The following is a 24593-nucleotide window of genomic DNA, read 5'->3' on the forward strand; positions in this document are numbered from 1 at the left end:
GAAAGGTCCTAAAGCCCCAGAATCTCCCGAATCTCAGACTCACTCAAACTACTGCTTGCCGCATCTCCGTCAAGGACGTTGGCAATCAGGTCTTTCTTGCGGTCTTGGATGGCAATCATGCGTTCTTCGATGGTGCCTTGAGTAATCAGGCGGATGACTTCGACCCGATTCTTTTGGCCCATCCGGTGGGCACGAGCGATGGCCTGCTCTTCGACAGCCGGGTTCCACCAGAGGTCAACGAGGATGACCACGTCAGCTGAGGTCAGATTAAGCCCTACGCCCCCTGCCTTCAGGGAAATCAAGAAGGCGTCCCGACTACCTGCATTAAAGGCCTGGACCATAGACAGCCGCTCTTTCGGCTGAGTAGAGCCAGTCAGCCGGTAATTACTCATGCCGAGCTCCTCAATCATTTTTTCAATCTCGGGGAAGAGCTTGGTAAACTGAGAGAAAATCAGTGGCCGATGGCCTGAAGCCTTCATGTTGACCAAGAGCTCACGCAGACTCTCCATCTTGCCAGAACCGCCCTGGTAGTCCTCGATAAAGAGGGCTGGCGTATCACAAATCTGCCTCAGACGGGTAATCCCGGCCAGGATTTCCATCCGTGAACGCGACAGGTCTTGACTGGACATGCCAGAGACTTGTGACTGCATGACCTGGAGCTGGGCCAGATAAAGCTTCTTCTGCTCATCTTCGAGACTGTTGAGGAGGACTTTTTCCATCTTGTCTGGCAATTCTTCGAGGACATCCTCTTTTTTCCGTCGCATGATAAAGGGCTGAATCATCCGGGCAATACTTTCTGACGGCATCTTATTGAATTTTTCCCGCTTGGGCAAGAAGCCTGGCATGATGACCTGGAAAATGGCCCAGATTTCTTCTATCCGGTTTTCCAGCGGGGTGCCGGATAAGGCAAAGCTGTAGTCGACATCAAGGGCCATCAAGGCCTTATTGGTCTTGCTCGAATAATTCTTAACGACCTGAGCCTCATCGAGCAAGAGATAAGTCAGCTCCTTGTCATTGTAGGCCTCAACATCCTTCAGGAAGCTACCATAGCTGGTGATATAGACCTGGTGGTCACTGGCAATCTTCTCGTCCCGCTCAGGCTTTGAGCCATCGATGACTTCTATATCAAGGCTTGGAGCAAATTTCTTAAATTCGCTGGCCCAGTTGTAGGTCAGGCTGGCTGGGGCTGTGATCAGCACTCGCTCGCCAGCTTTCAGATTGCTCAACAAAAAGACGATGGCCTGGAGGGTCTTACCAAGCCCCATATCGTCGGCCAAAATTCCACCTAAATTGTAATGACTCAGCATGCTCAGCCACTTGACACCGGTCTCCTGATAGGGACGGAGATTAGCATTGAGCTCTGCTGGCTTCTCATAAGGAAAGAGCTCTGGCTGGGTCAGCTGGCGATAAAAGTCCTTGAAGGCCTCAGAAAGCTCGCTACTACTCAGGCCTTCAAAAATCCGGGAGACCTGGAAGGTCCGGCTGGCTGAAATCGTCAGGTGATTGCCCTGAATCTCGTAGGCATCGTCCATCTCACGGAGGGCCGCCTTGAGCTGGTCAAATTCGCCAGAAAGCTGATAAAAACGACCTGATTCGCTGACATAGTAGTCAGCATCTTCTTGAAGCTTCTTGACCAGGCCTGAAAACTCGCTGTCAGAGACATTGGGCAGGTCAAAGGAGATGTCGAGCAGGCTCCCCTTGCGGTCAATTTCAATTTTTGGAATCTGGTCAATCCGGAGGAAACTCAAGTCACGACTGAGCTGAACTTGTCCCAAAGCCTCAAAGGCTGGCACCATCTCTAGGAAGAAGTCCTCAACAAAGCCAGGCTCAATCGCAATTTGACCGTGAAATGACCTCGGAAAATCAAAGCGGTCCATCAGGTCAAAAATCCGGGCTTCTTTTTTGAGGTCACGAGAAAAGTCGAGAGTCTCCAGCTCCTGAAAATGCTCGAGGATAAAGTCGCCATAGTCAAACTGGATATCGAGTTTCAGGGCTTTTTCGTCGTCAGAGATGCCAAAGGCAAAGGCCGGCTTGAAGTTTTTAATCCGGAAAAACTCAGCCGCATCAATCTTACCGATACTGGCCAGCAACTCGAGGCCCCGGGCCAGCTTGTCCTTATCAGCATAGGCAAAGAGGATTTTTGATTCGCCCTCAAAAGAGAGCAGGGACTGGTTGAGGAAGCGGATGAGCCGGTCCTGCTGGCTGTTGACATGATAAAAAACATGGTCAAAATAAAGGAGGCGTTCATCGTAAAAGCTCAGGAAGTCCTCTGCTGAGGCCTGGAGCTCGATGGCATCCTGCTGGCTCTCGACCTTAAATGAAAAGAGCTCTTCGGCCCCCTCAGCCCGGTCGCCCAATTCTAAATATGAAAAATAATTCAGCTTTCGGCCGTCGATCTCCAGCTCATGACTCCGCAGGTCGGCAAGAAGGTCAAGAATCGGCTCTACAAATAAGAGAGGCAGTCTTAAATAGCGGCCACTCTTTAATAGCAACTGTTGACTGAAGGCCTCATCCTCTTTTTCTGTGATGCTCAAGAGGAACTGGAGGAGGCTCTGGCTGGCCTCGTCAAAGAGGTCGAGACTCATCCGCTCAATCTGGAGCTTGGCAGCTGCGTAGCTTTCATTTCGCCTGAGGGCTATCAAAAAACTGTCGACATCCTTGATGACATAGGCCTTGTCAAGCTTTTTACTGCGGATACGGAGGTCGAGATAAAGGCTCCGTTGACGGCTAAAGACATCGTAGAGGTCCAGCGTGTCGCCGATTTTAGCTTCTAGCCGGTAGCTGTCATCTCGAGAAAAGACCGTCTGGTCTCTGGCCTCGAGGGCAGTCAAAAAGTCAGCCCCCGCCTTGTAGCTCTGCTCTTCGTCATTGTCAGCGGCATCTATAGCAGAAGCCTCTGCGTTCATCTGCTCTTCATTGGCCTTGAGAAATTCCTCGACCGCGGCGATATGCTTGCAATAGCGTTTGGTCCGCTGAAAGTCCTCACAGGAACAAAAGTCACTCGTCCCATCTAGGTCGTACTTGACCTGGGCATCATCGACGTCAAACTGGATGGCGTACTGCTCTTGGCTTAGCTCCGTCAAGAGGCCTTCCTTATAGAGGGCAATTCCCTCTGCCCTGACCTTGGCCGGCATCATTCTACTCATAAAAAATCTTCTCAATTCTCTTCACAAAATTTGGCCTTATTATAGCATTTTTCGGGCAATTTTACCATAGTCTTAATTTAATTTTTCTGTGAAGAATGATGACAAGAAATTTTGAAGCTGGTCGTTTCATTCCAGAAATCCCGCAACTTTACTGTGGACACGCAAGCGAAGCCTTTGGCTTCCATTGCTAATTGCCGAGCCCTTCGGTCTCTGCTATTGTCTTTTTCACAGTAAAGTTTCGGGATTTCTTCCATTCCACTAGTGCTAATTTATGATTAGCATTTCACTCATTCTTCCTTATTTCAATCCCTTCCGCCTTCGCTTCTGCGCCTGAATGATTTTTACTGCCCGCTTCCGGGTCTTGATATTGGGGCTCTTAAGCCGTCTGTAGGCCGATGATAAATCCGTCTTTTCCATAAAATCTCCCTTCATCGCAAGGCCCTACCAGCTGGCCTTTTTGACACCTGGCAGTTTGCCCTCGTGGGCAAGCTTTCTAAAGTTGACCCTGGACATGCCGAATTTTCGCATATAGGCCCGGGGCCGGCCGTCAATCCGGTCCCGCTTCTTCAAGCGGATGGGGTTCGCGTCCTTGGGGAGCTTTCTTAGCGCCTCATAGTTTCCCTCTTTTTTGAGCTGGCTCCTCAGCTCTCGGTAGTGCTCGACCAGCCTTTCTTGCCGTTCAAACTTTGCGATTTTTGACTTTTTTGCCATGAGCTTCTCCTTTTTATTTTAGTTAACCAATTAATTATAAAAGAAAGAGCGAAATTAGTCAACCAGTTAAGCTTTTGCTTTTCAAAAAGAAAAAGCCTGACTTTTTAAGCCAGTGCCTCTATAAAATCTTCTATCAAGCGATTCCGCTCTTCAATCCAGACAGCCCGCTCATCCTTGAGGTGGACCCGGTTGGACATGAAAATCACGGCCTGCTTGCTCGGCAGGTGCATCAGGATAAAGGTGCCCGTGTAGCCGGTATGAAGGAGCCAGTCGCCTTCGAGTAGGTCCCAGGCCAGGCTCCGCCTTCTTTCTTGGCCTGAATAATTTTTCAGGAGCTTGAGATAGCGGTCATCGCTAAAATAATAACGAACGATCTTGACCAGGTCGGCGACCGTAGAAAAGAGGCCAGCCGAGCCACAGTGAGGGCCGAGGACCCGAGCCTTGGGGTCGTGGACAATCCCAGCAGGTAAGTCATGCCAGGTCGGCACGGCATTTTCCACCGGTCCAAAGCTCGTTTCGTTCATTCCCATCTTGGCAAACTGGGCAGTGAAAATCTCGTCAAGCGGTAGTCTTAGGCGTTTTTCCAGCATCAGACCTAAGAGGATAAAATTCACATCGCTATAGAGAAAGTCATTGTTTTCTCGCAATTTTAGATGACACATCGCATCTATTAAGCCTTCGGCATCCATGCTATCCCGGCCGGGAATAAAAGGGTCTAGGCCTGTCGTATGAGTCAGAAACTGCCTGATGGTAATGTCTTTATGAATAAAGTCTGGATAATAATCCGCCAGCGGATAATCCAGGCCAATCCGGCCGTCGAGCAGGAGGTCAATCATGACCGCCCCCGTCCCAACCACCTTGGTCACAGAGGCCAAATCCCAGTGCATGCCTGCTTTGAGGGCTGTCACCTCAGGCAGAATGCTGGCCTGGCCAAAAAGAAAATGCTGTGTCTCATCATCTTCAGAGCACAGCATGACCTCGGCAGACGGAAAAACACCTGCCTGCAGGTAGTCTTCAATTCTTTGAATGGCCTTATCTAAATTTTTCATGATGATTTTACCAGCCAGACATCAATAGAGCCTGGGATTGTCAGCAAGAGGGTCTTTTCAGCCTTGTCGAGACTGGCTTCAAGGCTCGCTGGAAGACTGGCCTTGACTTCAGCCAGGTCCAAGTCCTTTTCGACCTCAAAGAGGAGGAACTCGATGTCCAGGACCTCTTCAGTATCAGCCGTCAGGTCTTCACCAGTCGCTTGGCTAAAGCTAAAGGCTGGATGTTGCCATTTTTCGCCACAAAGGCTGTCAAAGGCTGTCTTGACCTGGTCATCGGCGACATTGAGCTCAATCTCAAGAATCTCAAAGTCTGAGAGGAAGACAGGCTCATCGGCCTTGCCTGCTTCAAGCTTCAGCTGGTCTTTATCGAGCTCTTTCAAGCTGGATAAATCCTTATCAGAAAGGACCAGGAAGCGGTCATTTTCAGGTGAAAGGGCCTCGAAAGCCCAGTGCTTGCCCTGACTATAGACCTTGTCGACAGCTTCTATATTGCGGGCCAGCAGACCTGCGATTTCTTCAGCATCTGCCAGGACGACGGTTCTAGCGTGCTTTTTCAGACCTTTGACCACTCTCGCCTCAGGGCTTTCTTCTATAATCAGGCGTTTGGCTTTGGTTTTTTGACCACCGAGATAGCAGCAGGCCCCCTCTTCAAGGAGGACCTTAAAGCCTAGGACTTCCCGGTAAAAAGTCAAATTTTCCTCCCGGTCATGCACACGGTAGGCCGGCACAGAGGCCTTCAGTTGATCCAGTAATTTTTGCATCTTGCTCTCCTTATCTTCTATTCTAGTAAAATCAGAGGAATTTCGCAAAGAATTATATTTCTTTTTTCGAGGCTGTGCTATAATAAAGCCATGAATATTTTGCGTAAATACAGCCTGCTCATATCGCTCATTCCAGGCATTCTCCTTGGCCTGCTGGTCACTCAGGGCCATATCGGCCTGAGCCTGCTTTGGTCGGCCCTCTTCTTTTATGCGGCGAGCCTGCTGGTTATCCACCAAAAGCTCTACTGGCTGGCCCTCTTTGTCCTCTCGCTTTTGCCCATGCTCAGCATCACGATCATAAACCAGCAAAATCAACGGCAACACCAGCCCTTTAGTTTTTTAGAAATTTTAATTTTCCTGGTCATCTTTCTTTTTGCCCTGATTCTTTCTTATAGAATTGCCCGGAAGAAAGAGCTCATCGAGCCGATCCACATCAGCCGTTTTCCCCTTGGTAAAATCCTGATTGGCTTTCTCATGATTTTTGTAGCCAGCTTGCTGACTAGCTTTATCGGGAGCCTGCTCAAGGAGACCGGCACTGAAAATCAAGCCGCCCTCAATCAGCTGGCGACCGCTATTCCCACGATCGTCTACGCTATCGCCGTCGTCGGGGCCGGCTTCTTTGAAGAACTGACCTACCGGGTCGCCATCATGGACGGTGTCCTCAAGAAATACCAGCCCCTGGCCTTTCTCGCCGCCCTCCTCCTCTTTACCCTCATGCACAGCCCTAGCAATATCTACAGCTGGCTGACCTACGGCCTCATGAGCCTGATTCTGACAACCTTTTACTACCGCTATCGGAATTTTTATCTGAACATGGGAATCCACATGCTTTGGAACGGCTTTGGAATTTTGATTTCATTGTTGGTGCGTTAGGCGTTCCAGTCCAGAAAAGGGCTGAAGGACACTGTTAGGGACGCAATGGAAGCCAAAGTCTTCCAAGTCCCCTTTTTAACAGTGGCTTTCAGCCCTTTTCTTCCCTTTCACTGAGACACTTATAAGAAATCCCAAAAAACTTGCACTTGGAGCAGGATTTTTAAGCCTCGAACTTCCCCAACAGCGAAGTGGAGAAATCCAGGGGCATCTGCCCTGAAAAAGGCAGATTTGAAGACCAACAGGCTTCAAATCTAGGAATGGAAGCCGAAGGCTTCGCTTCCGGCCCAGGGCAGTATGAGCCTGGATTTCGCAACGTAGCGACTCCCTAGGTACTTCGAAAAGTCTAAACGAAAAGCCAAATCAAACGATTTGGCTTTCCTTATCTATTAAGCTTCCTTAACACTCAAAACCATAAAGCCTGATTTGCCATCTTCTGAGATAACAAAACCATTGTTATCTGCAACAAACTGGAGGGCGGCCTTAAGGTCAGCGAATTCTTTGGTCAGCTGATGGCTTTCAGCCACAGCTCCAACGAAGCTTTGTTCACTTCCTTCAAAGGCAGAAATTCCCTTAAAAACGAATTTTGTCATATGAATACTCCTGTGATTTATTTTACAACGGCAGTAGAAGTGATGGCTTCAACAGCCTTCTTCATTGCGATGTCGTGCTTAAGCATGTCAACTGGAAGAAGTTGTTCTACTTGTTCCACTGGCATGTTGTATTGACCAGCAAGGTCTTCGATTTCTGACTTCACTTCTTCATCAGAAGTTTCAAAGTTTTCTTTTTCAGCAATCGCTTCGATTACAAGGTTTGTACGAACACGTTTTTCAGCATCAGCTTCGTATTGCTTGTGGAGGTCGTCTTCAGTTGTACCAGTGATTTGGAAGTACATTTCTGGAGAGATGCCTTGTTGTTGCATCCCACCCAAGAATTCGTTCATCGCACGGTGTACTTCTTCGTGGATCATTTCTTCTGGGATTTCTTTGATTGTAGCATTTTCAACTGCTGCTTCGATAGCTGCAGTTTCTACAGCGTCATTATAAGCTGATTCTTTAGCTTCTGACAATTCTTTGCGGAATTTTTCCTTGAGCTCATCCAAAGTTTCCACTTCTTCGTCGATGTCTTTTGCAAGTTCATCGTCAAGTTCTGGCACTTCTTTTGCCTTGACTTCATGTACTGTTGTAGCAAAGACTGCGTCTTTACCAGCCAGGTCAGTCGCTTGGTAGTCTTCAGGGAAAGTCACTTTGACTTCTACTTCATCACCAGCTTTTGAGCCAACGAGTTGTTCTTCAAAGCCAGGGATGAATTGACCGCTGCCGAGTTCGAGGCTGTGGTTGTTCCCTTTTCCGCCTTCGAATTCTTCGCCGTCAACTGAACCTACGAAGTCAATCACGACAGTATCGCCGTTTTCAGCTGCTCCGTCTTTCACTGCAAGTTCTGCGAGGTTGTTTTGTTCGCGAGCGATACGGTCTTCAACGTCTTTATCTGATACTTCTTTTTCAAGATCAACAGAAACTTCAAGCTTTTGGTAGTCGCCGAGTTCAACTTCAGGTTTAACGATGACTTCTGCAGTCATTTCCCAGTCTTGGCCTTTTTCCATTGATTTCACGTCAACTTTAGGTTGAGCAACAGGTGTGATGCCAGCTTCTTTTACAGCTGCGTCGTAGGCTTGTGGCAATACAGCATTCAAAGCTTCTTCGTAGAGGGCTTCTTCACCAAACATGCGGTTAAACATTGTGCGAGAGATTTTACCTTTACGGAAACCTGGGACAGTGATATCTTTTTTCACCTTGTTGAAGGCTTTGTCAAGACCACCAGCGATTGTAGCTTGGTCGATTGAAAATGTGAGTGTACCGTTATTTGTACCTGTTTTTTCAAAACTTGCAGTCATTAATAGTTCTCCTTATTTTAAGCGTTCCGCTTAGAATTTCATACCTTTCAAGAATAGCATAAAGGCTTGATTTTTTCAAGTTTTTGTGCTGGTTAATAGGGTCGTTCCGCTACAGGAAAGCCGTTCCTTAGCTGTGAGGCCGGAAGCGAAGCCTTCGGCTTCCATTCCTAACTTTGGAGCCCTCCGGTCTCCAAAGTTGCCTTATTTCACAGCAACGGACCGGCTTTCCTGCAGCTCCACTCACACCTATTAAATATATTTTTTATAAAAAAAGAGCCTTGTTACAGGCACTAATGGAGTGGAAGAAATCTCGCCAAAACACAGTGTTATCAAGGCAAAATTGAAGACCACAGGGCTTCAATTTTAGCAATGGAAGCCAAGGGCTTCGCTTGCGGGCCACACTGTGCTTTTGGCGGGATTTCTGGAACGGAATGGTCCCTAATATCACTGATAACTGAGCGTCTTAATCGTATTCCCCGAAGCATCGGTCAGGTTAATCTGGACCTTAGGGTTTTGGGTGCCGGCTTGTCGCATGGCTTCTAGGGCCTTGTCGGCGATGGTTTTCATGGAGTCAGCATTGGCTGAGGCGACGGCAGCGGCTGTGACATTATTGAGCTTGGATGAGCTGAGGTTGTAGGTTAGAGTTGAGCCATTGACACTGGCCTGGGCAGAGTCCAAAAGTCCGGCTGAGCGGTCGATGATGCTCTGGCTGAGCTCGTTGAGTTTGCCGGCCAGCTGTTCAGGATTGGCCGCAGGGACAGAGCCCGTCGTCGCCCCTTCCAGGTTGTTGCTAGCCTCCAGATGATTGACAATTTTATCGGTCGCCTGCTTGACGACATAGCGTTCTGCAAAGTAGAATCCGGTCGCAAGGATTGCCAAGACAATGATAAGTCCGATGATAAATTTCAAAAAGCCGTGCTTCTTGCGTTTTTTAGGTGTTCTTTCCATTCTTGATTGAGCCATGGGCTCTCCTTTCTTGGCCGGCATTTCCCGGGCCATTCATTTTCTAGCCAAACATGAGCTTGAGCAAGAGATAGGGCAACAAGAGGACACCGAGGACAATCCGGTATTTCCCGAAGGCTGTAAAATCATGTCGCTTGACAAAGCTCATTAGCCAGCGGATGGCCAGCATCGACACGCCAAAGGCCACGGCAAAGGCGAGGATGAGAATCAAAAATTGCTCGCCCGTAAAGCCATTGCCAGCAGCAAAATATTTAAGCAGCTTGAGGAAGCTGGCTCCAAACATAATCGGCACGCCCAAGAAGAAGGTAAACTCAGCCGCAACAGCTCGCGAGACTCCAATCAGAAGGGCACCGACGATGGTTGCCCCTGAGCGGGAGGTCCCAGGCACCAGTGACAAGAGCTGGAAAAGCCCGATATAGAGGGCATAACGATAGCTCAGCCGATGCAGGTCAAAGACCTTAAAATCATGGCCGGGCACATAACGCCGTTCAATCACGATAAAGAGGACACCATAGATAATCAGGGTCAGGGCGACCGTCCCGATGTTCATAAAATGTTCTTCCAGCCAGTCATTGAGCGGAAAACCGATGATAACAGCAGGAATGGTCGCAATGATGATTTTGGCCCAGAGTTGCCAGGTCAACTGAACCTCTCGGGCTGACTTCTGCTTGTCTTTTTTGACCAGCTTGTTAAAGGGCATCAGCTGGTTCCAGTAGAGGACCACGACAGAGAGAATCGCCCCCAGCTGGATGACCACGTCAAACATGTTCTTAAAGTCCTGGCTTTGATTCAGGCGAATAAATTCTTGGGCAATCAAGAGGTGGCCGGTCGAGCTAATCGGCAACCACTCGGTCAGCCCCTCGATAATCCCTAAAATAATCGCTACAATAATATCCATAGTTTTCTCCAATTTTTTCTGCTATAAATTGATTATAACGGAAAAAGATAAAAACGACAATTTTTAGCCATAGCTCCAGACTTTGTCTGTTGCGTTCCAGAAATTCTGCAGAAAGCACTGTGAGGCCGCGAGCAGCCAGCTTCGCTGTCTCATCGCTAAATGTCGAGCCCTCACGGTCTCGCCATTTGCCTTTTTCTCACAGTGTTTATACAGGATTTCTTCCACTCCACCCCCGTCTATCTCCCAATCATAAACCTCATACATTCAAATTATTCATCAACTTTATTTATAAATTTTTAGCCCTCTTATGACCTCGTCAGATTCCCACTTGACAAACTCGGAATTTTAATGTAATATAGATAAATAATTATTAATTCAATAGAGGTCGCAAACAATAGGAAAGCCTGTCGAGCTGGAAGCACAGCTGAGACACAGGCCGGAGGAGCGTTTGCCGAAAGCCTTGAGCCGCTTCAGCTCAGGGTTTGGGCAGGCAGGGGGAACCCTGCTTGACTGTCGCAGGTCTTTTATATCCAGGCCTGCGGGGTGCTATTCTTCCTTTCATTATTGTCATTTGCACATGAAAAAGAATAGCAACTTCTCGATTGAAGTTGCTTTTATTTTTAAGAGTTGAGGCTGACTTTTCCTAAGTCGCCAAGCTCTATTCGCTTCCATAAAAAGGAGAACACTATGGAACAAAATGCAAACACTGAGGTTACACGTGGCCTCAAGACCCGTCATGTCTCGATGATCGCCCTGGGCGGAACCATCGGGACCGGCCTATTTTTGACCTCAGGCGAGGTCATCCATCAAGCAGGGCCTTTCGGAGCCCTCGCTGCCTACGTCCTGATCGGAGCCATGGTCTACTTCCTGATGACTTCGCTGGGCGAAATGGCGACCTACCTCCCAACATCTGGCTCATTTTCAGACTATGCTGGGCGCTATGTCGACCCGGCCCTTGGCTTTGCCCTGGGCTGGAACTACTGGCTCAACTGGGCCATCACGGTCGCTGTTGACCTGACCGCCGTGGCCCTGGCCATGCAGTTCTGGTTTCCCCATGTGCCGACCTGGATCTTCTCAGCGGTCGCCCTGGTCCTGGTCTTCTTGATCAATGCCCTGGCCGTCGGTATCTTCGGCGAGACCGAGTACTGGCTCTCTGCCATCAAGGTCACGGTCATTATCATCTTCCTGGTCGTCGGATTTGCTTCGATTTTTGGCATCATGGGCGGTCATATTGATGTCTTGAAAAATCTTTCTGTCGGCAACCACGGCTTTATTGGCGGTATCGGTAGCATTACCACGGGCGGTGGAATCCTCGGCGTCCTGCTCGTTGCCGGCTTCTCCTTCCAGGGGACCGAGCTTCTTGGAATCACTGCCGGTGAGGCCCATGACCCTGACAAATCCATTCCTAAGGCCATGAACTCTATCTTCTGGCGGATTCTGATTTTCTATATCCTGGCCATCTTTGTCATGGCGGCGATCATTCCTTTCAGCGACCCTCATTTGGCGGGCGGTGACTCTGCTGTGACTTCGCCTTTCACTCTTGTCTTTGAGCGGGTCGGCCTCTCGATTGCAGCCAGCGTGATGAACGCCGTCGTCCTGACTTCTGTCTTGTCAGCGGCCAACTCAGGCATGTATGCCTCTACACGGATGCTTTATTCACTGGGTAAACACGGCGGTGCCCCTAAGTTCTTTGGTAAAATCAGCCGGACAGGGATTCCTATCTTTGCCCTGATTGCCACGACGCTCATCGCCCTCCTGACCTTCATGACGTCAATCTACGGCCCTGAAATCTTTACCATCCTCGTCTCAGCCTCTGGACTGACCGGCTTCATCGCCTGGATCGGTATCGCCATCAGCCACTTCCGCTTCCGTCGGGCCTACGTCAAGCAAGGCAAGGACGTCAAAGCCCTGCCTTATCACGCGAAGCTCTTCCCATTTGGGCCGATTCTGGCCCTCATCATGACCGTCCTCGTCTTGATTGGGAACGGCTCGCCTCAAAACCTCTTTTCTCATAGTTGGTTGCAGAGTGTGATTATGTATGCGGCCCTGCCTTTGTTCCTCGTGCTTTATCTTGGCTATAAATTTACGCATAAGACCAAATTGGTGCCTTTGGATAAGGTGGATTTGAGTCGGGAATAATAGATATTTTTGAAACAGCTCTTGATGAGCTGTTTTTTTGACAGTTTCAATCTGCTTTCGGATAGTCAGGTATCAAAAAGAAAGTAGGTCACCCATGAAAGCAAAAAACACCCTCTTTATTGCAGTCGCTAGCCTTCTCCTTATCCTAGAAGCATTCCCTATCAAGGCAGAAGCCTTATCTCCGGCAAATCTCTCCTCTAATGACAACAGCCTCCCTAGACGAGACGCCGTCGACATCGCCTCCTACCAGTCCTGGATGACCCAGGCAGACTTCAATAGCCTCAAGGCCTCTGGTGTCAAGAGCATCGTCGTCAAAATTTCTGAAGGCAACTACTATATCAACCCCTATGCCAAAAGCCAGATTGACATGGCCAAGAGCGCTGGCTTAAATATTGCTGTTTACCACTACGCCCGCTTTGACTACAGCAATAACCCGACTCAAGAAGGAAATTATTTTGCCAGTGCCACAAAGGCTCTGGGACTGCCCGTCTCGACCGTCATGATCGAAGACGCTGAGCAGGATGGCTATAACGGAAACTGGACCATCGCCTCTCAGCAGTTTGCTCAAGCACTGAGAAATAACGGCTTTAAGAAGCCTCGCTACTACACCTCCCAGTCCTGGCTGGCCTCTGGTATCATGGATGCTTCTATCCTCGGAGCAAGCAATATCTGGGTCGCCCAGTACCTCTACGGCAAGCCCTCAGCCAGTCGCCTGCAAAACGCCGCCTACGGGGCCTGGCAGTACAGCAGTCAGATGTATTTCCAGGGGACCGCAAATCTCCAAAGGCATCCCCTCGACGTTTCCATCGACTATCAAAACTTTTTTGGAAGGCTTCAGCCTGTGATTCCAGCTCAAGAAAGGGCCGTCTATCGCCTCTATAATCCTGATAATCACGACCATCTCTATACCAGCAATAAGACTGAGGCCCAACAGCTCGCAGATAGTGGCTGGGACTATGAAGGCATCGCTTGGAAGACGGCCAAGTCTAATGGCCAGCCCGTCTATCGGCTCTATAGTCCTTCTGCTGCTTATCATTTTTATACGGCAAGCAAGGTCGAAAAAGATGCTCTGGAAGGTCGTGGCTGGAGAGCCGAGGGCTTTGGCTTCTATGTGGATGGTTCAAGTCCTGTTTATAGGAGCTATGAGCCGGGGACTGGCCAGCATCTTTTTACTAAAGATGCCTATGAGCATGGCAAGTTACTCCGGCGTGCTTGGAGGGATGAGGGGCTGGCTTGGCGGGCGGACTAGTCCTTGCTCTCCTGATCGCAAGCTCCAAGGCCTTAAAGTCCTCCTTAACAAAAAGAAGACTTTCCTTTACAAGTCTTCTTTTTGTTTTTTATTCTATCACTTATTTTGCTCTCCAAGAAACGCCTTCATAGGTCCAGCCTACTTTTTGAATTTCTGAGCTTTCATAGCTACTTGTTGTATAGATGTGCCATCCTGTGATTTTATTATAGAGTCGGTATACTGCTTTTTAAGTCACTTAAATAGATTTAGTTCTTTTTCAATATCTTATTAAGGTAAGGGCCAACAACAGGTTTTACAACTGGAATCACACCAGCCCTAAAGAGAAAGAGACAAACCACATAGACCAAAAATCCAGTAATGGCCTGAATCAAATAACTTACAATGCTAACAGGCATGATGTAATCTAAATAGAAAATTGCAGCGAAACTCAGAAAAGCTGAAAGCACATATTTCCAAAGACCATGGAAAAATTCACTTGGTCGGAACAGCTTTCTAAGAAACCAGAGTTCTGTAAAGGCTACCGCAGCTTCTGTTGCTATGGTTGCTATAACAGCACCCATTACCCCAATGATAGGAATTAAAATAATATTAAGTAGAACATTGGCAATCACGGCAGGAACATGGGCCAGAGCAAACTCCTTGTTTCGTCTTGCAGCGAGTAAATACTGTTGGCCTAGAACAAATGACCAGGCAATAAAAATAATCATCAGCGACTGAACAAACATGACATCACCGACTTCTTTGAATTCTTTACCAAAGAAAAAGATAGCAAAGCTGTGGGATACACCCATGATACCAGCAACAATAAAGAAGGTCAAAGCATTGCTAATTTCAAGTGACTTCAAGGACATTGCCTTTGCTTCATCTGTCTTCTTCTCAGATAACATACTTGAGAGACGTGGCAAGAAAGCCGCTCCAAAGGCAGTAACCAGAGTATAAGCCGCCCGTACAATCGAATCTGATTGAGCAAAGAAACCTGCAGATTGAACATTATCCAAGGCTCCCAGCATGCTTTTATTCAGCGATAAGTAAATTGAAATGATGATTGAAGGCAAAAAAAGAGCAAGCGTAGGTTTAAGGTGTCTCCAAACTTGAAGCTCTTTGATTTTTACTCTGACAAGCTCTCGCTTCAAGAAAGGCCAGACCGTAAGATTTCCCATCAAAGGTGAACCCGCAACCAATAAAATATAAATCCATAAGTCATGTGTCGACCTCACAAAAACAAAGGTAGCAACGACAAAAAGAACCTGAATGGCTGTGTTTCTAAGAACGATGATTTGAAAATTTTCGACGCCCATAAAATACCAAGAGCTATCGAATAAGACGGCTAAAATCGCTAAGCCCTGAAGTAGAAAGTAAAGCTGCCAGTGAGACTGAAATGCAATAAAAATCAAGTAACCTATCACTGCAATCAGAACCGTGATAAATTTCAAAATATTGAGCTCAAAGAAAATCTTGCTTCGCTCTTTCTGATCTCTTTGATGGTAGGCAATCTCCCGATTCCCATAAGTCTTAATGCCAATATAAGCAATTAAAACAAAGTAGGCAGCAAAAGAACTGGTAAAGGCGTTAATCCCGATACCTGTCGCTCCTAGAACCCGTGAGACATAAGGGATGGTTACAAGTGGAAGTATCAATGCCAGCATCTGATAAACCGTGCTGTACATCATGTTTTTTATTAGTTTCATATTTTTCTTTGTCTATAAAGACTAAAACTTGTGCTGTCCTGCACAAGTGCTCTTAGTTGTCCTTAAATTCCTTCTCCACAGCCTTCAAAGCCGCACCAAAAACCTGGTCCATATCATAATACTGGTAGTTACCAAGACGACCACCAAAGATGATCTTGTCTTGCTTGCCAGCCTCTTCCTTGTATTGCTTAAACAAAGTAGAGTTCTTCTCGTCATTGACAGGATAATAAGCTTCCTTGGTCCGGTCCCAGTCTTGTGGATACTCCTTGGTCAAGATGGTCTTGCCTTCGTCTGCCTTTTGGTCGAAGTGCCGCCATTCCATGACGCGAGTGAACGGTGTTTCAGCATCAGTGTAGTTGATAACCGCATTCCCCTGCTTGTTGTCTGAGTCAAAAGTCTCAGACTTAAAACGAACAGAGCGGTATTCGAGTTCTCCGAACTTGTAGTCAAAGAAGGCATCAATCATGCCGGTGTAGACGACTTTAGGAAACTCTTCAAGATAAGTGTCCTTGTCAGCCATGAAGTCCACATTGGTCTGGACGTCAATCAGCTCGCTGTCGAGCATTTTGTCAAAGATGGCGGTATAGCCGTCTACAGGTACCCCTTGATAGCGGTGATTGAAGTAGTTATTGTCAAAGATATAGCGGACAGGGAGACGACGGATGATGAAGGCTGGAAGTTCAGTGGCCTTGCGTCCCCATTGCTTTTCAGTATAGCCCTTGATGAGCTTGGTGTAGATATCTGTCCCGATGAGGGAAATCGCCTGCTCTTCAAGATTCTGTGGAGCACCAGAGATGCCAGCCGCTTCTTTTTGCTCAGCAATCTTGGCTGCCGCTTCATCTGGTGTCTTCACGCCCCACATTTGGTAGAAAGTGTTCATGTTAAATGGGAGGTTGTAGAGCTCGCCATTATAGTTGGCCACAACCTGGTTGATATAGCCATTGAATTCTGTAAATTGGTTGACATAGTCCCAGACCATCTTGTTGTCAGTGTGGAAGATATGGGCCCCAAAGTCGTGGACATTAATCCCGTTTTCCTTGTGGGTGTACATGTTTCCACCGACGTGTGGCCGTTTTTCAATGATGAGCGAGCGTTTGCCCCGCTTTGCTGCCTCATGGGCAAAGATAGAGCCGTAAGGACCGGCACCAACGATGAGGTAGTCGTAGTTTTTGGTGTTGTGTTTCATGTCAATATTATAACAAAAAAAGAGCTTTTTCGCTCTATTCTTATGTATTGATGAGGGAGAACCAGGTGCCAAAGACGAGTAAGCCATTCGTCAAGATGACAACAATAATCATCATGGTCACCAAAGAGGCCTTACTCGTCACTTTGAGCTTAAAGCCTTTATAACCGACGATAAGAGGAAGCAACAAGGCAGAAGGTGTAAAGTAACGTCCTTGAATTTCTGCAATTTGTCCCAAAATCATCCCTCTAGGAGTTGAATCATAGTTTGCTGCAAAATAGCCGTAGTAGACAGCTGCAATTCCTCCTAAGAATAGGACAAGGCTACTATAGGCAATCCACTTGCTCTTGATAAACTTCTCTTCCGAAAAAGCAATCAAGGCAATCAGAATAAACCAGAGGGCTGTTGCATAAAGTGGCACATGGTTGGCTAAACCAAGTGGAGATGCGAAGACCTGCATGATATTTCTGCTCAGCAATCGACCATCGCCCCAGAAATAAGTAAAGTTGACCAGGAGCCGGCCTAGCGTTGAGAAGATCCCTCCATATTTTGCTGTAATGATTTGTCCTATCAATAAGATAATCACTATGGCAACGAGACCAGCAATGAGGACCCTCGTCCTATTAAACTTCTGCTTGACTCCTTCATGCTTTAACAGGTCATCCTTTGGCTTTCTATTTGCCAGCCAGAGGCCGATGATTAGGATAGGGAAGAGGACGAGGAACAAAATTAGATTGGTCTTCAAAAAGAAGAAGGAAAGTAGCGAGATGACCAGCATCTCTGCAATGAGCCTAAAGCTGAGCTTTTCTCTAAAGCAGGCATTGATGGCAAAGGCGACAATCCCCGCCGCAAAGAGGTAACTGGTCATGTCATAACTCAGGCTGGCCATCTGGTTCATAATGGTCGGACTGAGGGCGACAGCTGCAAATAAAAGCTGGCCCCCCTTTAAGCGTTTGATGATGAAATAGAGGACAAAGCTCGAGATAAAGGTCTGAAGGAGCCTAGCCACAATAATCATTATCCCCATAGAAGGATAGATATGGTAGCCTAGCCAGACCCCAGCGGCCGGGATAAGATGACCCAAATAGTCAAAACTCAGAATAGGGCTTATCTTGTTAAGGCGAGGCAACTGACTCATGTCAGCACTATGGACTTTTTGAACGAAATAACGGTCAAAATAATCGCGGTCCTGAATAGCACTGGCCACACTTGAAAACCCGTTCCAGTTTGACGCACTTTCCCCGTAACTGGTAATATCTGTCGTCAAGCCCACCATGTTTGTCGCATCGACAAAGTGATACTGGCCGTCTGACTCATTAAATAAGGGGAGGCTAAAAGAAAGCAAGATACCGATTGTAATGGAAAGCAAGAGGAAGATTTTAGGGACATTAAATCGACCAACTGCCTTGGCTGCTGAAGCTTTCTTGGGCTTTGACCTCCGCTCTTTCCGAGAAGAAGCCGGAATACTGATACTATTTTCCAAGATATTTTTCCTCCTTACTTCTTCCTGACTAAGATGACCAGCATGGCAACAAGCATGATGATGACCATCCCTAAGATCAAGGCGATACCCTTAATAAGGCCCCATGAGATCAAGGCTTGCTTGCTATTTGACTGGGAGACGTCTAAGACATGGTATTCATTGTAGCCTGTCGCATAGTCATCGATTTTTTGGTTGAGCTCACTGGATTGGACACTTGCCCTTGAAATACTGCTTTCGATATTAAAACGGCCGTCATTTGGACTGAGCTTCTTAGACCAGTCAACAGAAAATTGGCTGGTTTTTGTTTGTAGGGCGTAGCCGTCTGCAGCAGTCACTTCCTTTAAGAAATAATCATTTGACTTTCCTAATCCATAGATCTGAATCAAGGAGGCATTGACCTGCTTTGCCCGGTCCGTATTAAAACCGATGATTTGTGAGTTAAATGGAATCGGATGAACGGCTGTCTGACTGATGACATAACGATTGCCACCATCGAGGAGCAAGAAGTTTGTTGGATTTAACTGGTCTAAGCTAGAGACCAGTGTCCATTGACCACTTTTATTATAAAGATAGTTTTGGCCGTTGACCACTTTGCCAAGGATATATGAGGCTCCTTGAACCAGCTTTTCCTTTTTCGCATCCGCCATGGCAAAGTTGATGCCGGATGTCGTCACTGACTCAGACTGAGCATTGACTGTACTATAATCACTCAGAGCTTGGGCAGAGGCTGTATAAATGGTATTCGTATTATTTTGATAAAAGGCTACGCCTGGGTCCATCGGCCCGATATGGGCATTGATATCCATCGTGAGGTCACTGTCTTGCGGAGCGACAGCAAACTGGTAAGATTTCACATTTGGATTTGTCGAAGGTATTATCGCTTCACCAAGTTGAGCTGGTGGATTGTCCAAAATAATATTCGCCGGAAAGGTAAGTGTTACCGTATTGTTTGCCGAGAGCTGCTCGCTGCTGATTTGGAGGTGATAGGTAAAGTTATCCCCTATCCCTACAACATAGGTGTCAGCTGCTCCCTTTGTTTTTCCATCTAAGTTTTCAACTTTCAAGGAAATATCTGAACTAGGATTTAAAGTGTCAATGGTCTGTTTTTTAGTATCAGAGTTGATGTTGACAAAGCCAACCACAGCAGGACTATCACTTGAGCCCCCATTCGCATCAATAATGACGGTCGGACCATCAGGAAGATTTGCTGAAAGCCGCCCGCTAGCATCCGTAAATTTCTTTGAGGTGACTTTACCTTGAAAGCCTCGAAATTGATTTTTAGGTGCCTGATAGGTGTTGATGGTGCCGCTGGATGTTTCATTAAGGCTTTGGATGAGTTTCGCTCTACCTTGGATAAGCTTGGTTAAGATGCCCTGAGTTTGGAAGTCATTGAACTTCTTACCAGGCCCAATATAAACATCTGGGTAAGAGACAGAAATAAAGTTAGGACCGGCAGGATTAGGAGCCTGTTGCAATGCTTCTTGATAGCTTGATGAGGCCATATCTTTATCAGAAAAATCACCATTCTTGATTTTTTCATAGGCCTTCGCATAGTTCAAAAAAATATAGGTCCTGTTTTTATTTGGAATTCCTGTTGAAGTAAAGGTAAAATCGACCTGGTGTCGATTTTGAAGCTCATCAGCTGAGCCATGGAGACTAGTAAAAATAGAGCTCGCAAAAAACAGCATCAGAATCAAAGCTGTGACTATAAGGGTTTCCTTTATCTTTATAATGCTTTTTATCAAAAGCTCTCTCCATTTCTAAACTTGTTTAATAATATTATATTATAATCTAATGACTTTTGGCCATAATAAGCAAACAGACCTCAAGCTTTCTTTCTCGATTGGATGATACTGGCAATCAAGCTGACAATTGGAGCCTTAATCAGATAAAGGACCAGGACATAGACTGCTGTTCCAGATAGAGCTTGAATCACAAAGCTGATTAACGTCGCCGAGCTGTGCTGATTGATTGATACCACCACTAGGTATGCAAGGCCGGCAGCAATCAAATATTTCCAGATTTGATGAAAGAGATCACGGTATCTAAAGTTTTGGCGAACAGTCCACAACAAATAAAAAGTTACCATAGCCTCAGTAAACATCACCGTAATGGTCGCCCCAAGTGCCCCTAAGAGAGGAATCAACGGAAAATTAAAAATGATGTTGATAAGCAGGGCCAAAATTGACGCAATTGTGATTTCTTTTGTCCTTCTCACAGCCATCAGGTACTGACTTCGCAATACGACGGCAATACCGAAGAAGAGTATCACAGACGCTTCAATAGCCATCAAGTTACCCACTGCCTCAAAGCCTTTACCAAAGAAGAAGACGGCGAAGTTGCTAGAGACACCGATAATTCCTGCTATTGCAAGGAAACTCATGACATACATCAGCTGAAGTGACTGGAGAATTAGCTTTTTTCCCTCTTCAATCTTTCCTTCTGAAAAGAGATTAGAAAGGCGGGGAAGAAAAGCAGCTGCAAAGCTTGATACTGCGGTGAAAGCTGTACGCACAATCATATCTGCCTGAGTAAAATAGGCTACACTACTGCTAGAATCCATCCAACCAAGCATGCTTTTATTGATGTTCATATAGGCGGTCGTTGCAATCTGAGGGACTAGCAAAGCAACAGCTGGTCCAATGTGGGGTCTCAGTTCAAGTTCCTTAATGCTTACTCTTACAAGTTCTCTCTTCAAAAAAGGCCAGACACTAAGATTTGCCAATAAGAAGGAGCCCATCATGAGTAGAATATAAATCCATAAGTCTCCCGGCCTTCTGACTAGGACAAATGTCAGGATTACAATGATTAAATTAAGAATGGTGTATCTAAAAACGATAATTTCAAAATTTTCAAGGCCCATAAAGAACCATGAAATGTTGACCATCGCTGAAACTAGGGTCAGAGCCTGCAATAAAAAGTAGACTTGATATTGTCTTTGAAAAGCTAAAAAAATAAAAAAGGCAAGAATAGCAATTAAGGACGCCGCTGCCTGAAGAATCACAAGCTCCCAGAATATCTTTGACCGGGCCTTAACATCATTTTGATGATAGGCAATTTCCCGGTTACCGTAGGCTTGAATCCCCAGCGCTGCAAAGAGGGCAAAATAAGAAAGGATGGAGGCCGTAAAGGCATTGATTCCAAGTCCAGAAGAGCCTAGAACCCTAGAAACATAAGGGGCTGTAACTAACGGAACAAGCACTCCCATCAACTGATAGAAAGTACTTAAGGTCATGTTTTTGATTAATTTCATAGATTTGCTCTTCCATATTGAACGGTTAAAGGAATAGAGCCTATCTAAAAATCTCAGTTTTAGTTAAGGCCTCGCTTTAACTACATTAAAGAGCCTAGGCTAGTATTTTACAGATATCCTAGAGCAAGAGCTCCTTTAGATTTTCCATTCCATGATTGACTTACCCCAGCCATTGGTCAGGTCTTCTTCAAAGAAGTGCTTAATGTCTTCGATAGAACGAATCTCTGACTCAATACCGACGAGGTTTTCATAGCGTTTTCTAGCCTGTGGATGGTCAGCTAAAAAGCGGATGCTATCTGAAAAGTCCTGGGCACTTGAGCGACTTGTCGCTGAAAAAGAGAGGCCTTTTTCAAGCGAGAGTCTGGTGTTAAATTCGATGGGTTCTTCAGAAACCCCCATCAAGGCCACTGAACCCATCGGCTCAATGAGCTCAATGATTTGCTCGAGGGCGTACTGGCTACCAATACCACCGACAGCTTCAATGGCATGAGAAACGCTCAAGCCTTCAGGGATATCATCAATCGTATAGGTCTCATCGACAAAGCTAAAGAAATTCAACTTTTCGGTATGCTTACCAAAGACGATGATCTTTGACGCTGGATAAAGCGACTTGGCCATATTGGCTGTGATATAGCTGAGATTGCCGTCTCCCCAGATACCGATGCTCTCAGGATTTTCATTCATGAGGCGGGACAATCGCTTGATGGCATGCATGGCCACAGAAATCATCTCTGTATAGGCCGCGACGTTGCTAGGCACCTCATCTAAAATCTTGACCAGGCGGTCAGGCGTCGTGACGACGTATTCTTGCATCAGGCCGTCAAATCCAGAAGAACGAAAGCTTGAGCTTGGGAGATAGTTCTCTGCAATCTCAGTATTTTCTTCTGTTGGCGTATTGGGCACAATCGCAACCCGACTGCCAACGGGGAAGGTCCCCGTATTATCACGCACGACCTCTCCCACACCCTCATGAATCAAGGCCATCGGGAGCTTCTTGCGAAGGACTTTCGCATCTCGTGAACCTGTATAATAACGCTGGTCAGCATGGCAGATGGAAAGAAAGGTAGGTCTTACAATCACTGAGTTTTCAGTGAGGCTTTCATCAAAGGAAACTGCTTCAATCTGTCTCGGAGCAGTCAGACGGTAGACGGTATTAAGCATTAGTGTATGTTCTCCAGAATCGCATTGGCAATCGTCAAATCATAAGGGGTCGTAATCTTGATATTGAAGACTTCAGAATCCACCATCTTGACTTTTTTGCCATCGAGCAACATGATTTTTGCAGAGTCAGAAAGCTCTTGACGTTTTTCGATACTGAGCTTCGACAGGCTTTCTTTGAGGGAGTTGATTCTAAAGCTTTGTGGCGTATGGCCTTGATACATGAGGTCACGGACAGGAATATTGCTGACTTCGCCGTCTTTTCCTTCAACGATGGTGTCGAAGGCAGCAATGACGGTGTCTGCTGCATCATAGTCTTCCAGAGCCTTGATATTGTCTTCGATGATACGGCGGGTAATAAATGGCCGGACTGCATCATGGGTAATCAAGAGGTCTTCATCAGTGAGGGCCTTATTTTGCTCGATGTACTTCAGGGCGTTGTCCAACGTGTCATTACGTTCAGCTCCGCCTGAAATCACGCGGAGCCTCTCATCAGTGACGGCATGCTTTTTCAAGATGTCTTCGGTATAAGAAATCCAATCTTCTGGCACAGAAACCAGAATAAGTTCAAACTCCGTGTGGAGAATGAACTTTTCAATCGTGTGAACGATGATTGGCTTTGAGCCAAGCATCAAGAACTGCTTAGGTAGAGGGACATTACCCATACGTTTGCCGATACCGCCTGCCATGATTTGTGCGTAGATCATTTTTCTTTTCCCTCTTTCCAGTACCATTTATAAAAGTCGTGGCTTTCTCTATCTTCCATTGGAGGCAACTTCATATAATCACCGTATAAGTCTCCAAGATATTTCTTATGATCTTCAATTTTTCTAACCGTCAATTGCTCAAAGCTAATATCTTCATAGAAATCAAAAATCTTTTTCGGAAAATGTTCATTTTTATATCTTGAGCGAATAAATCCCATAGAATTCGTCTCTTTTTTTTCATATTTTCTTGAATATTGAGTTGATTTTGAAACTAGGCTTTCGTACTTATTTTTCACAAAAAGATGAAGAAATTTCAGAAAGATATTTTTAAGAAACTTTCCTTTTTCCCACGGTCTTTTGATTACTGCCACTAGAAGTATATCTATATATTTAGATCTCATCCTAAATTTATTTGACTTTTTCTTTTCATCTGGCAAAGCATCATACGGAAACACATCAATATATACGCCAGATGCAGTATTCACATAATCTAGGTCACTTTCAAAATATGTTCTATTATCAAATATCTTTGCATAAGGTTGGAAGGCATTTTTATGTCGAAAATCCATCACGTCTAAGTTAGCTGGGAGCACGTCATCATTATACAAAAGCTCAAAAAGCTTTTCATAGTTATCTCTTGTAAGCATAATATCAATGTCATCATCCCAAGGAATGAATCCTTTGTGCCTAATCGCTCCTAAAAGAGAGCCACCAATTAAAGAATATTCTATGTTATAATGACGACATATTTCGTCTACATTTTTCAAAATATTTAATTGAATTTTATGAATTTCGGCTAGGCCAATTTCTTGATGCTTTTTTTCCATTCTAGAATTTCCAATCTAATAACGCAGAATAAGTTGTTTCAACCCCATCAAGCTCTTTGTCTAATTTCAGCTTATAAGTGAGCTTAAAGAAGAGACTATTTCCATTAATTATTTCATCCAGTTTACTTCTATCATACGGTTTTTCTAACATCTCCATCACTGAAAAAACATTCTCATTGTTTACTGGCAAACGGTCAAGTTCTTCTCTTACTGATTTAATGATATATTCATCTAGATTATCTTTCGATACTATAACTACTGTCCTACCATTACTGTTGTGTTTAATGCTTTCAAGACACTTCTTCACTATAGGTGGAGCACTATCTATGCCTTGCCACCAAAAAAACCATATTATTTGATTCCCTTGGCTTTCTTCTTTTTCAAAGTCTTCATTGTATCTTGAAATTGTCAAATTAAACTTTGAAAAAAGCTTCGCTATAATTTGTTTATCTTTTTTTCGGACTAATTTTTTTCCTAACTCTCGAAATCCCAACATTGTTAGGCTTAAAGAAAGCAAATCTAAAAACGGTATTATCAATCCAAACTCTCTAATTGATTTAATCCTATCTATTAGATAGTTTAAATAAAAATTTAAATTCTTCACTTTAAGTGCT

General features: G+C 45.8%; 21 protein-coding genes, 1 pseudogene and 1 riboswitch. Of the genes and pseudogenes, 3 read left to right on the forward strand and 19 right to left on the reverse strand.

Annotated features, from left to right (window positions below; genetic code table 11):
• Positions 1-8 precede the first annotated feature (8 nt).
• The 5 genes from NtB2_RS03155 to NtB2_RS03170 all read right to left on the reverse strand — a co-directional run bounded on the left by NtB2_RS03155 (position 9) and on the right by NtB2_RS03170 (position 5667).
• Positions 9-3146 (reverse strand): DEAD/DEAH box helicase, encoded by a 3138-nt coding sequence (locus NtB2_RS03155; RefSeq protein WP_109245498.1) that lies wholly within the window; start codon positions 3144-3146, stop codon positions 9-11.
• 297 nt (positions 3147-3443) lie between these two features.
• Complete coding sequence (locus NtB2_RS08600; protein ID WP_165814945.1) at positions 3444-3563, reverse strand: putative metal homeostasis protein; 120 nt, start codon at positions 3561-3563, stop codon at positions 3444-3446.
• 24 nt (positions 3564-3587) lie between these two features.
• Entirely contained in the window at positions 3588-3857 is a 270-nt protein-coding gene (rpsN, locus tag NtB2_RS03160; protein WP_109245499.1) for a 30S ribosomal protein S14, read from the reverse strand.
• 104 nt (positions 3858-3961) lie between these two features.
• On the reverse strand, positions 3962-4906 hold the full coding sequence (locus NtB2_RS03165) for a serine hydrolase domain-containing protein (RefSeq protein WP_109245500.1): 945 nt from the start codon (positions 4904-4906) through the stop codon (positions 3962-3964).
• Entirely contained in the window at positions 4903-5667 is a 765-nt protein-coding gene (locus tag NtB2_RS03170; RefSeq protein WP_165814946.1) for a CppA N-terminal domain-containing protein, read from the reverse strand. Before NtB2_RS03170 ends, NtB2_RS03165 begins: the two co-directional genes overlap by 4 nt.
• Before the next feature lie 90 nt (positions 5668-5757).
• Between NtB2_RS03170 and NtB2_RS03175 the strand changes: the two genes are divergently transcribed.
• A complete protein-coding gene (locus tag NtB2_RS03175; protein ID WP_109245586.1) occupies positions 5758-6540 on the forward strand; it encodes a type II CAAX endopeptidase family protein in 783 nt (260 codons plus the stop codon).
• A gap of 386 nt (positions 6541-6926) precedes the next feature.
• On the opposite strand, the gene NtB2_RS03180 is transcribed toward NtB2_RS03175, so the two are convergent.
• The 4 genes from NtB2_RS03180 to NtB2_RS03195 all read right to left on the reverse strand — a co-directional run bounded on the left by NtB2_RS03180 (position 6927) and on the right by NtB2_RS03195 (position 10292).
• Positions 6927-7130 (reverse strand): hypothetical protein, encoded by a 204-nt coding sequence (locus NtB2_RS03180; protein ID WP_109245502.1) that lies wholly within the window; start codon positions 7128-7130, stop codon positions 6927-6929.
• A gap of 17 nt (positions 7131-7147) precedes the next feature.
• Positions 7148-8431, reverse strand: a complete 1284-nt coding sequence (gene tig, locus NtB2_RS03185) for a trigger factor (protein WP_109245503.1) — start codon at positions 8429-8431, stop codon at positions 7148-7150.
• Positions 8432-8875: 444 nt separating this feature from the next.
• On the reverse strand, positions 8876-9394 hold the full coding sequence (locus tag NtB2_RS03190; protein ID WP_125194939.1) for a hypothetical protein: 519 nt from the start codon (positions 9392-9394) through the stop codon (positions 8876-8878).
• Positions 9395-9437: 43 nt separating this feature from the next.
• Positions 9438-10292, reverse strand: coding sequence for an undecaprenyl-diphosphate phosphatase (locus NtB2_RS03195; RefSeq protein WP_109245505.1), 855 nt, complete (start codon positions 10290-10292; stop codon positions 9438-9440).
• Between the two features lie 371 nt (positions 10293-10663).
• Positions 10664-10849, forward strand: a riboswitch (Lysine riboswitch).
• Between the two features lie 130 nt (positions 10850-10979).
• On the opposite strand from NtB2_RS03195, the gene NtB2_RS03205 reads away from it, so the two are divergent.
• Positions 10980-12431 carry an amino acid permease gene (locus NtB2_RS03205; RefSeq protein WP_109245507.1) on the forward strand — a complete coding sequence of 484 codons (1452 nt, stop codon included), beginning with the start codon at positions 10980-10982 and terminating at the stop codon, positions 12429-12431.
• Positions 12432-12525: 94 nt separating this feature from the next.
• Positions 12526-13680: a GH25 family lysozyme gene (locus tag NtB2_RS03210; protein ID WP_109245508.1), complete on the forward strand. Its 1155-nt coding sequence runs from the start codon at positions 12526-12528 to the stop codon at positions 13678-13680.
• Positions 13681-13780: 100 nt separating this feature from the next.
• On the opposite strand, the pseudogene NtB2_RS08830 reads toward NtB2_RS03210, so the two are convergent.
• From NtB2_RS08830 to NtB2_RS03255, 10 genes and pseudogenes are all read right to left on the reverse strand, one after another.
• Positions 13781-13891, reverse strand: a pseudogene (locus NtB2_RS08830) (hypothetical protein); the annotation flags it as partial.
• Between the two features lie 34 nt (positions 13892-13925).
• A complete protein-coding gene (locus NtB2_RS03215; protein ID WP_109245509.1) occupies positions 13926-15368 on the reverse strand; it encodes an oligosaccharide flippase family protein in 1443 nt (480 codons plus the stop codon).
• Positions 15369-15420: 52 nt separating this feature from the next.
• Positions 15421-16554, reverse strand: coding sequence for a UDP-galactopyranose mutase (gene glf, locus NtB2_RS03220; protein WP_109245510.1), 1134 nt, complete (start codon positions 16552-16554; stop codon positions 15421-15423).
• Between the two features lie 40 nt (positions 16555-16594).
• Positions 16595-18034, reverse strand: a complete 1440-nt coding sequence (locus NtB2_RS03225) for a DUF2142 domain-containing protein (protein ID WP_165814947.1) — start codon at positions 18032-18034, stop codon at positions 16595-16597.
• A gap of 14 nt (positions 18035-18048) precedes the next feature.
• Complete coding sequence (locus tag NtB2_RS03230) at positions 18049-19722, reverse strand: hypothetical protein (RefSeq protein WP_109245512.1); 1674 nt, start codon at positions 19720-19722, stop codon at positions 18049-18051.
• A 137-nt stretch (positions 19723-19859) separates the two neighbouring features.
• Positions 19860-21287 (reverse strand): oligosaccharide flippase family protein, encoded by a 1428-nt coding sequence (locus NtB2_RS03235; protein ID WP_109245513.1) that lies wholly within the window; start codon positions 21285-21287, stop codon positions 19860-19862.
• Between the two features lie 135 nt (positions 21288-21422).
• Complete coding sequence (locus NtB2_RS03240; protein ID WP_109245514.1) at positions 21423-22448, reverse strand: alcohol dehydrogenase catalytic domain-containing protein; 1026 nt, start codon at positions 22446-22448, stop codon at positions 21423-21425.
• On the reverse strand, positions 22448-23152 hold the full coding sequence (locus NtB2_RS03245; protein ID WP_109245515.1) for an IspD/TarI family cytidylyltransferase: 705 nt from the start codon (positions 23150-23152) through the stop codon (positions 22448-22450). The genes NtB2_RS03240 and NtB2_RS03245 overlap by 1 nt, the downstream gene beginning before the upstream one ends.
• Complete coding sequence (locus NtB2_RS03250; RefSeq protein ID WP_109245516.1) at positions 23149-23979, reverse strand: LicD family protein; 831 nt, start codon at positions 23977-23979, stop codon at positions 23149-23151. The genes NtB2_RS03245 and NtB2_RS03250 overlap by 4 nt, the downstream gene beginning before the upstream one ends.
• A 1-nt stretch (position 23980) precedes the next feature.
• Positions 23981-24583 carry a capsular polysaccharide synthesis protein gene (locus NtB2_RS03255; protein ID WP_109245517.1) on the reverse strand — a complete coding sequence of 201 codons (603 nt, stop codon included), beginning with the start codon at positions 24581-24583 and terminating at the stop codon, positions 23981-23983.
• Positions 24584-24593 lie beyond the last annotated feature (10 nt).

The organism is Lactococcus termiticola (assembly GCF_003116835.1).
Classification (GTDB): Bacteria; Bacillota; Bacilli; order Lactobacillales; family Streptococcaceae; genus Lactococcus; species Lactococcus termiticola.